The sequence below is a fragment of the Pseudoalteromonas sp. SR41-8 genome, from assembly GCF_014163915.1.
Classification (GTDB): Bacteria; Pseudomonadota; Gammaproteobacteria; order Enterobacterales; family Alteromonadaceae; genus Pseudoalteromonas; species Pseudoalteromonas rhizosphaerae.
The window spans coordinates 24,209-39,201 of the sequence record NZ_JACJEE010000016.1 but is presented as its reverse complement, the minus strand read 5'-3'; the positions used below and the strand labels follow the sequence as shown (position 1 = coordinate 39,201).

Here is a 14,993-nt window from a genome sequence, read left to right as displayed (position 1 = left end):
TAAACCGTGCTTAACGACGCCGTTTTAGCACAATAAATCCAAAGTTATAAGTGAACTTTAGATTTATTGCTATTTCTATTAATTCAGTAACTGCTGCGCTGTTTGCAACTGCTTATAACGTACGACCAATGTAACGCCACGCAGTAGCATAAAGCAGGTCATTGCTAACCAAAGCGCATGATTTTGCCAAGCATTAAACACCCAAAACACGCCAAAGAATCCAACTAATGCTGAAATTAGCATGGTATTTCGCATATCTTGAGCTCTAGTTAGGCCAACAAAAATACCATCAAACAAAAAGCAACTCATTGCCGCTAATGGCATAAAAATTAACCATGGTAAGTATTCATTGGCGGCTTTGATCACTTCAGGAATATCTGTTAATAAGGTAATAATTTGCGAACCAAACAATGCAAAAAACACGCTATAACAAAAAGCAAATAGCATTCCCCAAAATACGCTTATTTTTACCCATAAGTTTATACGCCGTACGCTATGTTGACCTTTTGCTTGGCCAACTTTTGCTTCACTTGCATAGGCAATACCATCAAGAGCAAAGCTCACTAGCATTAAAAAGTTCAGTAATACAGCATTTACCGCAAGCGTTACCTCGCCAATGCGTGCACCATAGAAGGTCATAAAGCTAAAACACAGTTGTAAAATTAAGGAGCGAATAAAAATATCACGGTTAAGACTTAATAACGCCCACATTTTATCTCGGCTAAACCACCCACCTAAAAATAGCGGCACAGTCATTTTTTTCGCTAACCTAAAAACCAAGAATAATGCAAATAATAGCGCGGTATAATCGGCAATCAACGATGCCCAAGCAGCTCCGGCGACTTGCCAATCTAAGTACACAACAAAATAAATATCTAAAACAATGTTGGTGATATTAGTAACTAGTAATAAATAAAAAGGCCCTTTACCGTAATGAATCCCTAACATCCAAGCTAATAATACCAAGTTACATAATGCCGCTGGTGCACTAAAAATACGAATTTCAAAATAACTATAAGCTTGTGCGAGCACCTGCGCACTGGAACCAGAAAGGTAAGCTATGGCATTTTTAATAAGTGGCGATAAAGCAATTAAAGAAAATGCCACGATAAGCGCTAATACTAAACTGCGCTTTAATAATCCGGCTAATTGAGGATAATCTTTCTTGCCATAAGCTTGCGCAACCAGCCCTGTGGTACTCATGCGTAAAAAGCCCGCCAACCAAAATAGTAATGAAATTACCGTGGCGCCCAAGGCAATTCCGGCAAGAAAATGAGCACTACCAAGATGCCCTATTACTGCAGTATCAACTATTCCTAACAGTGGCACGGTTATATTTGATAATATCATTGGACCAGCTAACAACAGCAAGCTTTTATGGTGTGCTTTATGACGATTAAGAAATTTTTTCACAGTCTGCTATCGATCCTCTTTTGTCTATCTTTACCTGCTCACAGCGCAGTTATTTTACAGTATCATCATGTCAGTGAGACCCTGCCAGCAGTCACCAGTGTCAGTGCAGAAACCTTCACTGAGCATTTAAACTATCTAAAACAGCATGACTTTAACGTAGTGCCACTGAATGAATTACTATCTGCTTTACAACAAGGCCAAAGTTTACCAGATAAAACCGTCGCTATTACCTTTGATGATGGTTACAACAATAATTATGAACAAGCAGCGCCGATATTAGAAAAGTTTGCTTACCCCTATACTATTTTCGTTAATCCAAAATTGATTGATGAAGGTAAAGGCTATGTAATGGGCTGGGATAAACTCAGAGAACTTGCCAAAAAAGGTGCTCTGATCAGCAATCACAGCGCACAACATGATTACCTACATCGTAAATTAGCCGATGAAACAACCCAACAATGGCAGGCGCGTGTTAAGCAAGATATTTTGTCATCACAACAACGGATCAAAGAAGAAATTGGCCATGACTATAAATATTTAGCATATCCATATGGCGAGTTTAATAACCAATTACAAAGTTTAGTGAAAGAGTTGGGCTTTATTGGTATTGGCCAACACTCTGGTGCCATCAACAAAGACTCTGATTTTAGCCGTTTACCACGCTTTCCGGCTTCTGGGTTTTATAGCAAGCTTGATACGCTAGTGACCAAACTAAACTCTCGCGCATTTTCAATCCAAGAGCTTACTTATATTGATAGCGTGACCAGCCAAAATCCACCTCAGATCAGCATTAAATTTAATATGGGAGACTTTCATAAAAGTCAGCTAGCTTGTTATGTATCGGGCATCGGTCAGGCAAAACTAAACTGGTCAGCAGCTGATACTGTGACCATAAATTCACCGAAAAATTTAGCTCAAGGGCGATCACGATTTAACTGCACAGCACCATCAATTGCTCATAAGAATAGCTATTATTGGTTTTCACAACCGTGGGTAATTGTGCAGTAAAAATATAATCCCTTGATAATTATCAACCTGAGCCCGGGATAATCAGCTCAAGTTTATAAGGTGACTACTTTTTCATTGCTTGGTTTAGTAGATGCTGCGTCACTTTATCAAGCGAGACCACCGCTAAAGCTGCTCCGATCTCTACAGCGGCTTTAGGCATGCCCCATACCACTGACGATAGTTCATCTTGCGCTACGGTATAAGCACCATGCTGTTTTAGCGCCAGTAAACCTTGCGCACCATCGCTCCCCATACCCGTTAATAAAGCTGCGATGGTATTTTTAGGGCACACTTTAACCAGCGAGTTAAACAATACATCAACCGCAGGACGATGACGGTTAACCGGCTCGCTCTCATCAAGCTGACAATATAAGCTGCCTCCTTGCTGTATAACGCTTAAGTGTTGACCACCCGGGGCGATAAACGCCCAGCCAGCTTTTAACTTATCGCCTTGCTGCGCCTCTTTGACATTGATAGTACATGTCCTATCCATGCGCAAAGCAAATGAACTACTAAACACAGGTGGAATATGCTGCGTGATAACGATCGGAGGGCAGTTTTCTGGCATTCTTATTAGCACCTCTTTAATCGCCTCAGTTCCTCCTGTTGAAGCTCCAATCGCCAAAACCTTATTGATACTAAACTGTGCATTACTTAACGTTTCGATAGGTTGTACTTGGCTTAATTTAAAAGGCCGTACTCGTGCCGCCGCTGCCGTACGGACCTTTTGTTGCACTAATTTAGCATACTGGCTTAATTGCTCAGATACATTGACTGTCGGCTTAGCTATAAAATCAACTGCCCCTAATTCCAGCGCCTCCAAAGTCATCGGTGAACCTTTTTGGGTGAGCGTTGATATCATTACCACAGGCATAGGCCGTAGACGCATTAGGTTTTTCAAAAAACTAATGCCATCCATTTTCGGCATTTCAATATCTAAAGTCAGCACATCGGGATTAAGTTGCTTAATCATTTCTCGTGCTTGATAAGGGTCTTCTGCACACCCTACGACCTGAATATCATCAGCCTGGTGCAGTACCTCCGTCAATACTCGTCGAATCAATGGCGAGTCATCAATCACTAACACCTTGACCATTTTTTACCCCTTAAAATAACTCAATATCGGTTTTAGAATCTTGTTCTTCGATATCATGTAAATAACGGACTTCGCGTTTTTCAATCACATCAGTGTGCATGTCGCGCAATTTTTTAACCTGCGCTTTGCCTGTTTGAGGGTTAAAATTGACCTTACGCGGCCAAGGCCCCCCCACATCATGAGACACTAATTCTAGCCCTTCTTCTTGCACATAAGAGTAAGCAAAGCGAATATTACCAAGGCCAATATCTGTCATCGAGCGAATAATTTTACCGCCGCCAAACAGTTTTATTTTTAGATTTTGCCTAGAGGCGCCATTTTTAAGTACTTCATTAATTAAAAACTCCATCGCCCAGTTACCATAACGACAATTTAAGTTATGCGCACTAGTTGGCTCTACGCCTTTTTCAATCGGTAACATAAAGTGATTCATGCCACCCACACCAAGCTTGTCATCATAAATGCAAGCAGCAATACATGAACCTAGCACAGTGGAAATCACCTCATCGTTTTTTGACACGTAAAACTCACCGGGCAATACTTTAGCAATAACTTGCCGCTGACCTGAGTCCCAAAACCGCTTAATATGCTCAAACCCATGTAATACTGGCTTAAAATGACTATCCATAAATCACCTTCTGATACATAGTTTTACCTAAGTTTTTAAACTCACTATGCTCCTTTCCCATGGTTTCAGAATGACCTAATAATAGGTACCCATGATCAGCTAAAATATGACAATAACGGTGGAATAGCTGATCTTTTGTTTCTTTATCAAAATAAATCACCACATTACGACAAAAGATCACATCAAAAGGCCCTTTCATTGGCCAGTCTTGTAATAAATTCAACCGCTTAAAATGAATTTTTTGCTGTAATTCAGGTTTAACTTTGAATAACTCACCATCTTTAGTTTTTAAAAACCAGCGCTGTAATTGATGTTGTTCAAGTCCATTCACATTAGCCGCAGTGTAGGTACCTGATTGTGCTTTAGCTAATACATTTGAATCCAAATCAGTGGCTAAAATTTTCACATCCCAATCGGCTGGAAATAACCCATGTAAGGTCATAGCTAAAGAATAGGGTTCTTCCCCAGTTGAACAACCTGCAGACCATATCCGAACTCGCCGAGTGCTTTTATTTGTCACTAATAACTTGGGTATTACATGGGATTGCAAATAATCAAAATGATGTGATTCACGAAAAAAAGAAGTCAGATTAGTTGTTATTGCATTGATAAAATCACTAAATTCTTGCTCTTTATGTGCCTCTAAATAAGCTAAATACTGTTTAAAATTTGTCAGCTGCAATGTTCTGAGCCGACGAGCAAGACGTGAATAGACCATTTCTCGTTTATGATCACCTAATACAATGCCACACGCGTCATAAACTATTGCAGCTATTTGCTTGAAATCATGGTCGGTTAGTAAAAACTCTTTCATTACAATTACTCGCAATAGGCGTGACTGAGCTGCGATTGAATATTAACAAAATTGCTAAAAGTTAAGACTCTGGATTTTTCAAAGTACAGAGGCTTAACTAGTAATGCGATTGCAAAAAACGTTAAAATTCCTCCCATTCATCAGCTGAATTAGCAAAGTTATTACCTCGCGCTTTACTACGGATATTATTACTACGTGGTGGCGCGGTAGTAGGAGTTACTGATGCAGTATTAATTACAGCGTCTTGCTGACTTATAGTAAAAAAGTTCAGTAACCGGGTCATATCATTCGCTTGCTCTGACATTGACTCGCTGGCCGCGGATGCTTGCTCAACTAAGGCCGCATTTTGCTGGGTCATTTCATCCATTTGCGAAATAGCTTTGTTGACTTGCTCAATACCTGAACTTTGCTCTTCGGATGCTGCTGCAATATCAGATATCATTTCAGTTACTTTTTGTACTGCAATAACAATTTCTTTTAAAGTGGCTCCTGATTCATTAACTAATAAAGTGCCATCTTCAACTTTACCAACGCTATCTCTGATCAACTCTTTAATTTCTTTTGCAGCCCCCGCGGAACGCTGCGCTAGATTACGCACTTCGCCGGCAACGACAGCAAAGCCACGCCCTTGTTCACCAGCTCTAGCAGCTTCAACAGCGGCATTAAGAGCTAATAAATTAGTTTGAAATGCTATTTCGTCAATCACGCTAATAATATCGGCAATTTTTTTACTCGACTCATTAATTGCCGACATGCTGATCACCGCGCGATTAACAACTTCGCCCCCTTGCTGCGCTTTGTCGCGCGTTTCTTCTGCTAATTCATTAACCACTTTTGCATTATCAGCATTTTGACGTACTGTACTGGTCATTTCCTCCATGCTAGATGCTGTTTCTTCAAGCGATGAGGCCTGCTCTTCTGTACGCTGGCTTAGATCAGCGTTGCCTTGAGATATTTCCTCTGCTCCACTTGCCACTAAGGTTGCCGAGGTATTAATACGATTAATGACTTCCGTTAATTTATCAGCCGTGGTATTGGCATCACGCTTGAGTTTTTCAAACGACCCCTGATACTCTTGCTCTATCCGTTTTGATAAATCACCATTGGCCATCGCATCAAGCATATTAGCAGTACCGGTGACAGCATCATCAACAATACCAATTAAACCATTTAGACCTTTAGCTAAGCGTAAAAAGAAACCGCCCTTACCTTGCTCTGTAACACGAGCGTCTAGATTACCTTTGCGTGCAGAGCTGACTAAGTCAGCAATTTCTTTTTCTATTGCGACTTCGGCTGTTCGATCTTCCCACTCCACCACAGTGCCAATACGTTCATTTTCTGGGGAAAAAATAGGGTTCGCAACTAAGCCAAAGGTGCGCCCACCTACAAGTATCTCTGCACTGTAAGTATCGGTTAGCTTGCTTAACAGATTGCGTTGATGAGCTGGGTTCTTATGAAATACATCAATGTTTTGCCCTATTAACTGACTACAATCAAAATTAGGTAAGTCGCGTCGTAAATCTTGCTCTGCGGCGCGCATCATATTTTGCACCGCTTCATTCATATATATAATATCGTTTTTAGTATTTGCAATCATGGTGTTTGTGGCAACCCGATCCAGCGCTCTTCGTACACGTAAATTCTCTTCAGCAGCACGTTTTTCAGCAGTCGATTTTTTAATACTTTCGGTTAAATCTTGCCACTCAATTATTGTTCCTAAGCGCTTACCTTCTTTATTAAACCAAGGGGTCGCAATAATATTAAAAATTAACGATGCAATTTCTAGTTTTGACTCAATAGAGTCGGTCAAGTTTGTATACAACTGAACCTGTTGTGCTGTATTTTCAAAAAATGCCGTAATACTTGAGCCCACTATACTATTGACGGAAAAATCACCTAGTACACTCTGCAGCTCACCTTGTCTGGCTTGGAACATTTGTTTTAATTGATTGTTAGCAAACACTATCTGTAAATCATTGTCTGCCATCATCACACTCGCCTGGCAGATCGTTAATGCGCTCGATAGATCAGCATCCCTTTTTGATTCTTTTTCTAATTCTTTTTGAGCTGTGATGTCTGTCGCATATTTAACCACCTTATAAGGTTTGCCACTGAGATCAAAAATTGGGTTATAAGATGCTTGGATCCATACTTCACTGCCATCTTTAGCGATACGTAAGTACTCACCTGAGTCAAATTCACCACGACCTAATTTTTGCCAAAACAGTTGGTATTGCTCACTTTTAGCAACCTCAGGTTCAATAAATATACGGTGATGCCGCCCGACTATTTCTTCTAACTGATAACCAAATGTCTGCAAAAAGTTGTCATTCGCGGTCAACACGCTGCCATCTAAACCAAACTCAATCACCGCTTGAGATTTACTAATAGCAGCAATTTGACCCGCAGCTTCAACAGCAACCATCTTTTGCGCCGTAATATCACTGGCAAATTTCACAACTTTTATAACATTTCCATGCTCATCCTTAACGGGGTTATAAGTTGCTTGGATCCACACATCTTTGCCGCTTTTACTGATCCGCTGAAACTCATCAGCAATAAACTCTCCGCCTTTCAAGCTTTGCCAAAAGCTTTTATATTCACTGCTCTGAGCTTCTTTTTTAGATACAAACATTGAATGATGCTGGCCCTGAATTTCTTCTAAGGGGTAACCCATTACATCTAAAAAGTTATTATTCGCCGTAATAATTATGCCGCTAGGTTCAAACTCAATCACCGCAAGTGACTTATTTAATGCCGTAACGATTAAATCATTATTTGATTTTTTAGAATTACTAAACCACCCCATGCCCATCACCTTCTTGTTGATCACCATTTGCTATATTTAGTATTTGGCTAAATATCCATTGTTTTTTGCAGGTCCAATAACGCGACCATCTTCTCACCGACATTCACTAACCCTGCGATAAATTCAGCATTCTCTGAGCCGCTAAAGTTAGGCACCGTCTTCGCATCTTGCTCTACAATACTGTAAACATCAGATACGGCATCGACTACCATTCCCATAATCTTGCTATTTTGCTCAAAAATTACTTTCACTACGATCACCACTGTTAAAGGTCCATAGTCAATCGTCGCTAAGCCAAACCGTAATCTAAGATCTAAAATAGGTACTATGGTGCCACGTAGATTAATCACCCCTTTTACATAATCTGGGGCATTCGGGATCTCGGTGATCTCCTCCCAACTGCGAATTTCTTGAACAGTTAAAATATCAACACCGTATTCTTCATCAGCCATAATAAAGGTTAAAAACTGCTTAACTCCTTGGGCCTGTTCAAGCATTATTTTGTTATCTAATTCGCTGTGCGCAGAGATCATGAAGCCTCCAAGTTGGCTTGCGATTCAATAATCAATTCTTGGCTACCGGGTTTTCTTAATCCTGATAATTTAATTAAGCCGCTGATATCGACAATCAACGAAACCCGACCATCCCCTAATATAGTGGCACCTGACACGCCATCTACTTTTTGGTAATTAGCTTCTAAACTTTTAATCACTACTTGTTGCTGTGACAATAAATCGTCAACTAACAAACCAATTTTTTGGTTATCGCTTTCAACCACCACTAACAAGGTTTTATCAAGCGTTTCTATCGCACCTTGATGATTAAAAATACTGTATAAACGCAAGATAGGAATGTATTCATCACGCAGTCTAAGTACATCTAGGTCTTTACCCACTCGGCTGACTTTGCTGATATCTATTTGTAATGATTCAACAATAGAAATTAATGGAATAATATAGGTGTGCTTTGCAACCCTCACTAACTGACCATCTAAAATAGCCAGCGTAAGTGGCAAGCGAATAGTGAAGGTAGACCCAACACCTGCAGCAGATGAAACTTCAACCGAGCCATTGAGTGATTGGATATTACGCCTGACCACATCCATACCTACCCCACGTCCGGATATGTCGCTTACCTCATCCGCGGTTGAAAAACCGGGCATAAAAATGAGTTCATTAATTTCATCATCATCCAACTCATCAGCTTCACTTACTAGCCCATTAGCAACCGCTTTTTGTTTAATCTTTACAGTATTAAGGCCTTGTCCGTCATCCATGATCTCTATAACAATATTGCCACCTTGGTGAAATGCATTAAGTGTGACTGTACCGACTGGGTCTTTACCTGCAGCAAGACGCTGTTCAACAGTTTCTAGACCATGATCCAGCGAATTTCGCACTAAATGCACCATAGGATCTGATATTTTTTCCATTACAGTTTTATCAAGCTCGGTCTGTTCACCTAACAGTTTTAGCTCAACTTGCTTATTTAGCTTTTGCGAAATATCTCGTACTAAACGCGGAAAACGACTAAATACAAAGCTGATTGGCAGCATTCGGATACGCATTACATTTTCTTGTAAATCACGAGTATTATGAGCCAATTGCGCTAAACCTTCCTGCAAAGAGGCGATAGTCGCTTCGGTGATCTCTTGTTGACCAATTTGGCTCAACATGGCTTGAGTGATAACCAGCTCTCCAACCATATTGATCAATGAATCAACTTTATCTATGCCTACTCTGATTGAAGTAGATTCTGCAGCTGGAGTGCTTGCTTTGACCGCAGTGCCTTTTTTTATTGGTTTAACCGCAGCAACATTGACAACTGCAGGGGCTGAAGTTGAATTAGGGTTTTCCTCAATTACATCAGGTGTTGTAATTTGCGCATCATCATCAGCAAATAACCCTCCGCACAACGCGATGGTAATATCAGCATCATCTTCAACCCACTCAAATATTTCTCGAATCGCACTCTCATCTTTTGCTGTGTTTAAAAAGAATCGCCAAGATAAAAAACAATCATCGGGACTTAAATCAGCAATGTCAGGGATCTCATTATTGAAAGCTTGAGTCTCTAAATCGCCCAATTCAGCCAACTCACTGATCATATACAGTGGCTCATTGCCTGTTTTAAATAAATGATGATGTGGTTTAAAATCAATCTGATAGGTGTTTAGCGCAAGTTGAGCGGGGCTAGCAGTGACTTCCAGTTTATTTTTTTCGGCTTGATCTACCCCTAAAATCTGTTCAAACTTAATTCTCAGTGCAATAGCTTCGTCTAAATTAGGTTCTTGCTCTGCTTGTAAGCCACGAAGTAACTCCCGCAAGCAATCAACAGATTTAAGTAATAGGTTAACATGCTCTGCGGTAAGCTCTCGTTTCCCCTCACGAATTTGATCTAATAGGGTTTCTAGCACATGAGTAAAGTCAGACACAGAGTTAAAACCAAATGTACCACTGCCGCCTTTGATAGAATGCGCAGCACGAAAAATGGTATTGATTGTTTCTAAATCTTCTTCGCCAGGTACCAAGTTTAATAACTCAGCTTCCATCGCATCTAAGCCTTCAAAACTTTCCTCAAAGAAGACTTCAAAAAATTGACTTAAATCTATACTCATACCCCATCCCCTAGATTAGCGAATTACTTTTTTTAAAACCGCTAATAACTGTTCAGGATTAAAAGGTTTAACTATCCAGCCTGTTGCACCAGCAGCTTTCCCTTCTACTTTTTTGTCCATTCCTGATTCTGTTGTTAGCATTAGCAATGGCGTAAATTTATAGTTTGGTAAGGTGCGTAACTCCCTGATCAAAGTAATACCATCCATCACTGGCATGTTGACATCGGAAATCACAGCATCAAAACCTTGTTGTTTTGCGATGCTAAGTGCTTCACTTCCGTCCTTTGCCTCAGTGACATCAAAACCCGCCTTTTTCAGTGTAAAACTCACCATTTGACGCATCGATGCCGAATCATCCACGGCTAAAATTCTTTTCATATGAACTCCTTAATCTGCATTTTCTAGTATTAGATATTCACTCAGGCCTAAGCGATTAATGGCATTTTTTAAAGGCTCACTTTGCCCAACCCAAATAATTTTGTGATGTACGCACAGCAAGTGCTTTTGCAGAGCACACAATAGTTGAATCGAGGCAGTATCTACGCGTACAACTTCACTAATGTCTAAACAAACATCATCATTGCGGTGTAATTCTTGTAATAAATCTTGGTGTAAGTTTTCAACTTGGGTGATTGCTAGTTCAGCGGGAAGCTTCATCATATTGTTCGCACTTTCCATGTTTAACCAATTCATAACAAAAGCTTAGACTGAGTTAGTAAAAATGCCATAAATGCGTTGAAAAAAGAGTGAAATTATTTACAGGGGGGATAAAAGAAAAACAAAAAAGGAGCTAAACGCTCCTCGAAAATAATTAAAATATACTTTTCTATTAATAATGATCCGCAATCTGTTTAAACTCAGTTATTAATAATTTAGCATTAATTAATGGCACACTGCCCTGTTTAAATTCAGGTTTAAATATGGCCCTTACCGCCCCTTGAGGATCAACCATCGCAATTGAAGCACTATGGTCAACGGCATATTTTTGCTCATCACTATTACTAATTGCGTAAATCAAACCTAACTCTCTAACTAGTGGAAATAGATCTTTATGTTCCCCTGAGACCGCTAAAAAATCAGGATTAAAATAATCAATGTAGGCTTTGCGTTTAGCGACTGTATCGCGTTTTGGATCGACCGCTAAAAACCAAATTTGCAATGGGTATTCATCTTTCAACGCTTTATAAACGCCATTGAGTTTAGCTAATGTCAGAGGGCAAATATCTGGGCAACTGGTATAACCTAAAAACACTAAATTCCATTGACCTTGCAATGTTTGCTTAGTTACTGGCTGAGCATTTTGATCTTGTAAAGTAAAATCACTCAAAGGTTTGGCTTGTTCATATACCAAAGCTTCAACGTCAGGCATAGCGCTGTCACTACAAGCTGTTAACAGCAATAAACTTAACGCCAACCACACTCTCGCCCCACACTTAACTGCTAAGCTATTCATATAACGAACCATTTATCTATAAATAAGGCGACAAAGAGTATCATTAAATGAATAATTGAAAAACGGAATAAATCCATTGCTGTATCGTCATTCCCCGCTATTTTTAGTTTTACCGCTTTATAGATGAAAATCCCATTAAGTAATGTCGCAGCAATTAAATAAATGAGCCCCGACATACCAATTAAATAAGGCAATACACATACCAAAGCCAATAAAATAGAGTATGCAACTACACAGGTTTTACAAAAATCAATGCCATGAGTGACTGGCAACATGGGGATCTTAGCGCGTTCGTAATCACTTTTGCGAGCAATTGCCAACGCCCAAAAATGCGGCGGAGTCCAAGTAAATATGATCATCACCAATAACCAAGGAGCAGCTGCCATGTGCCCGGTTTCTGATACCCACCCTAACAACGGCGGCATGGCCCCTGCTAGTCCTCCTATAACAATATTTTGTGGCGTTGCACGCTTTAAAAAGGAGGTATAAATAAACGCATAACCAACTAACGCAAATAAGGTTAATACAGCGGTTAAAGTATTAGCCCAGATCATCAACATAATGAAACCACTCACCCCAATAACAGCGGCAAAACTTAAAGCATGCAGTTTAGATAACCGCCCCTTAGCAACTGGCCGATGGCGTGTACGTGCCATTTTGCTATCTATTTCGCTATCAACTACATGATTGATCACCGCAGCTGCTGCGGATAACAAGCCAATCCCCAGTAAACTAATAAACTGTACGCCAATACCACGACCAACATCGGGTGCCAGCGCTAAACCAACCCATGCTGTTAATACCAACATCGCGACTACTTTAAATTTACTGATCGCTAAATAATCATTTATTAAGCCGCTAATTTGGCTAGGTGCTAACTTTGTTATTGCTATTAATGGTGTCATAACTGCCCCTATGTACGTGCTTTTAAGTAAAAACATAAACGAACGACTGTTAACAATAGTATGGCAGCCATTAAATTATGTGCCAGCGCAACGCCGAGCGGGAAATGCCAGTGCACAACCGCCAAGCCCAAACAAATTTGACACAGCAACGCGACCAATACGGAGACTGTACAATGCTTTATTTTTCTCGACACAGCACGGCTATAAATGCGCCACATTATCAGCGCTAATACTACACAGGTAACTAACGCCCACATTCGATGTAATAAATGGATCGACATCCTAGCCTGCTGTGAAAGTACACCATATTCATAAGTACTTTGCTCTAATGGCAACTGAAATACACTACTCAATGAAAACGGCTGTCCGTAACTACACAATGGCAAGCCATTGCAGTGCGGCGCCGCATAATTAGCAGCAAGCCAACCGCCTAGCGCTATTTGCAATACCAACACCACTAATGCGACTAGACTAAGTTTAAAGTAACGCCGAGCTGGGGCGTCGCCGCCAAAAATTGGTTTTGCCGTTAGCCGTAAATACAATAATGTAACCAATGATAAAATACTAAATCCACCTAATAAGTGCCCCAATACAATCAGCGGCTGTAAATTCATGGTGACGGTCCACATCCCTAAAGCCGCTTGGAACACCACCAGTATTAGTAATAGTAAGGGTAATTTAATTGGCGTGGTTGGATATTGACGTTTTAATAAAGCCAATATAAATAACGCTAAAATAAGTAAACCTAACGTGCCGGCAAAATAGCGATGGATCATTTCTTTCCACGCTTTAGCGGTTTCGAACATCATATCAGGGTAGGTTTGCTCTACATGGGCTAAATCAGCCTCATGCTTGGGTACCGTTAAAAAGCCATAGCAACCGGGCCAATCCGGACAACCCAATCCGGCATCACTCAAGCGCGTATAAGCCCCTAAGCCAACAACTAAGATCGATAACATAAAAGTGGCTAATACCAAATGTTTATAGTTTTTATACATAATTGGCACTCCTTAATTTAGCTAGAACGCGAATAGTTAAGTAATTTTTTTAAATCTTTTAACAGTCCTTTTTGAGTCAAACGGTTTTGCTGTGGCTCACTATGGTAAGGATACTGCAAGACCACTAAGCCCATATGATCAATTAGATATAAACTAGCTGGTTGCAGTACATCAACCTCAGGTAACTGACGCCATGGCAGCTCTTTTTGCTGTGTCTGGCCAAGGATGGCTACATCGACTTTACCTTGATTTTTACCAAGAGCGATGTAGAGGTTCTCTAGTGCTTGTAACTGCTGTGCACAAGCTTGTTGGCATTGTGCTGGGTGATTTAAAGCAATAGTCCATTGTTTATGCTCCGTTTTTTTCCAATCTTGTAGTTTTATTTCCTGTGTTAAAAATTCCCCTTTATTACTCGATGCACTAGGTATCCACTCAAGCTTTAACGCCAAATACGCCAGTATTAAAGGCACTAAACAACAGCCAATAAATATTAATAACGGATTGTTTTTCATTGTAATTCCTTCTTTTTAAAAGCAAATACAGCAATAACAAGGCAGGCAATCGCAATCAATAACCATTGCACTGCGTAGGCTTGATGTTTTTCGGGGCTCATCACCACAGCTTGGTAATGCGGCGCAGCAATCTCATCCGCGATACCTTGCCGATAACCAATAAAGTCAATCATGTCGCGACCTGTTTGCTGTGAAAACAATGCTAAATCGATAATTTGTACGCGCTTGGGCCATGCTGTATCCGTCTTGTGTTGTGCATCTTGCAAAGTAAAGCCACTGAGCTTTCCTTGCTTTAATTGCACGGTCATTGCCAAAGGAGTCGATGGTAGGTTTATACTAGGGAGTTGCTGGCGAGTAAGTGGTGCTTTAACCCAACCCAAATTCACCAACAGAGTTTGCTTACTTTGCTGTAAACGCAGCAAGGTAAGTACATCGTAGCCAACCTGACCTTGGTAAACTTGATTATCTAACAACCAATATTGCTGCGTATCTAGCACTCCAGAGATACTTATCTGCAAGCCCGTTTTATTCCAATCACTAGGCAGTTGCTGCATTTGCTGCCAGCTCATTACTCCCTGACTTTGCAGGGCTGCTATTTGTGTTAATTGCTCAGTTTTACTTTCAGCTCGCTGTAATTGCCAATACCCTAGGCGTAAACACACCAATACCACAATGGTTACCACGCAAATGGTAATAATTGAGCTAAGCTTTTGTTTACGCCATAAAATTAACTGCATAAA

Annotated in this window: 15 protein-coding genes; 1 reads left to right on the top strand and 14 read right to left on the bottom strand. The window is 40.4% G+C overall.

What is annotated here, in order from left to right:
* Positions 1 to 78 precede the first annotated feature (78 nt).
* Positions 79 to 1,413: an MATE family efflux transporter DinF gene (gene dinF / locus H5162_RS12320; RefSeq protein WP_182778655.1), complete on the bottom strand. Its 1,335-nt coding sequence runs from the start codon at positions 1,411 to 1,413 to the stop codon at positions 79 to 81.
* Between dinF and H5162_RS12315 the strand changes: the two genes are divergently transcribed.
* Positions 1,390 to 2,421 carry a polysaccharide deacetylase family protein gene (locus H5162_RS12315; protein WP_182778653.1) on the top strand — a complete coding sequence of 344 codons (1,032 nt, stop codon included), beginning with the start codon at positions 1,390 to 1,392 and terminating at the stop codon, positions 2,419 to 2,421. The genes dinF and H5162_RS12315 overlap by 24 nt on opposite strands.
* Positions 2,422 to 2,485: 64 nt before the next feature.
* Here the strand turns inward: H5162_RS12315 and H5162_RS12310 are convergent, their stop codons facing one another.
* From H5162_RS12310 to H5162_RS12250, 13 genes are all read right to left on the bottom strand, one after another.
* Complete coding sequence (locus H5162_RS12310; protein WP_182739922.1) at positions 2,486 to 3,517, bottom strand: chemotaxis response regulator protein-glutamate methylesterase; 1,032 nt, start codon at positions 3,515 to 3,517, stop codon at positions 2,486 to 2,488.
* A 10-nt stretch (positions 3,518 to 3,527) separates the two neighbouring features.
* Entirely contained in the window at positions 3,528 to 4,145 is a 618-nt protein-coding gene (cheD, locus tag H5162_RS12305) for a chemoreceptor glutamine deamidase CheD (protein WP_149980431.1), read from the bottom strand.
* Complete coding sequence (locus H5162_RS12300; protein ID WP_182718551.1) at positions 4,138 to 4,959, bottom strand: protein-glutamate O-methyltransferase CheR; 822 nt, start codon at positions 4,957 to 4,959, stop codon at positions 4,138 to 4,140. The genes cheD and H5162_RS12300 overlap by 8 nt, the downstream gene beginning before the upstream one ends.
* Before the next feature lie 121 nt (positions 4,960 to 5,080).
* Positions 5,081 to 7,768, bottom strand: a complete 2,688-nt coding sequence (locus H5162_RS12295) for a methyl-accepting chemotaxis protein (protein WP_182760132.1) — start codon at positions 7,766 to 7,768, stop codon at positions 5,081 to 5,083.
* A gap of 47 nt (positions 7,769 to 7,815) precedes the next feature.
* On the bottom strand, positions 7,816 to 8,301 hold the full coding sequence (locus H5162_RS12290) for a chemotaxis protein CheW (protein WP_145237819.1): 486 nt from the start codon (positions 8,299 to 8,301) through the stop codon (positions 7,816 to 7,818).
* The gene (locus H5162_RS12285) at positions 8,298 to 10,385 is read right to left on the bottom strand and encodes a chemotaxis protein CheA (protein WP_182760133.1); all 2,088 of its coding nucleotides are present in this window, start codon (positions 10,383 to 10,385) and stop codon (positions 8,298 to 8,300) included. Before H5162_RS12285 ends, H5162_RS12290 begins: the two co-directional genes overlap by 4 nt.
* 15 nt (positions 10,386 to 10,400) lie before the next feature.
* A complete protein-coding gene (locus H5162_RS12280) occupies positions 10,401 to 10,763 on the bottom strand; it encodes a response regulator (protein ID WP_145237813.1) in 363 nt (120 codons plus the stop codon).
* A gap of 9 nt (positions 10,764 to 10,772) precedes the next feature.
* Positions 10,773 to 11,045: a lipid asymmetry maintenance protein MlaB gene (locus tag H5162_RS12275; RefSeq protein ID WP_145238313.1), complete on the bottom strand. Its 273-nt coding sequence runs from the start codon at positions 11,043 to 11,045 to the stop codon at positions 10,773 to 10,775.
* A 169-nt stretch (positions 11,046 to 11,214) separates the two neighbouring features.
* Positions 11,215 to 11,838, bottom strand: coding sequence for an SCO family protein (locus H5162_RS12270; RefSeq protein ID WP_182778650.1), 624 nt, complete (start codon positions 11,836 to 11,838; stop codon positions 11,215 to 11,217).
* Positions 11,835 to 12,743, bottom strand: a complete 909-nt coding sequence (cyoE, locus tag H5162_RS12265) for a heme o synthase (protein ID WP_179959138.1) — start codon at positions 12,741 to 12,743, stop codon at positions 11,835 to 11,837. Before cyoE ends, H5162_RS12270 begins: the two co-directional genes overlap by 4 nt.
* 8 nt (positions 12,744 to 12,751) lie before the next feature.
* Complete coding sequence (locus H5162_RS12260) at positions 12,752 to 13,741, bottom strand: heme A synthase (protein WP_145237805.1); 990 nt, start codon at positions 13,739 to 13,741, stop codon at positions 12,752 to 12,754.
* Positions 13,742 to 13,758: 17 nt separating this feature from the next.
* Positions 13,759 to 14,253, bottom strand: coding sequence for a transmembrane cytochrome oxidase associated protein (locus tag H5162_RS12255; RefSeq protein ID WP_145237802.1), 495 nt, complete (start codon positions 14,251 to 14,253; stop codon positions 13,759 to 13,761).
* Entirely contained in the window at positions 14,250 to 14,990 is a 741-nt protein-coding gene (locus tag H5162_RS12250; RefSeq protein ID WP_145237798.1) for an SURF1 family protein, read from the bottom strand. The genes H5162_RS12255 and H5162_RS12250 overlap by 4 nt, the downstream gene beginning before the upstream one ends.
* Positions 14,991 to 14,993: the final 3 nt, after the last annotated feature.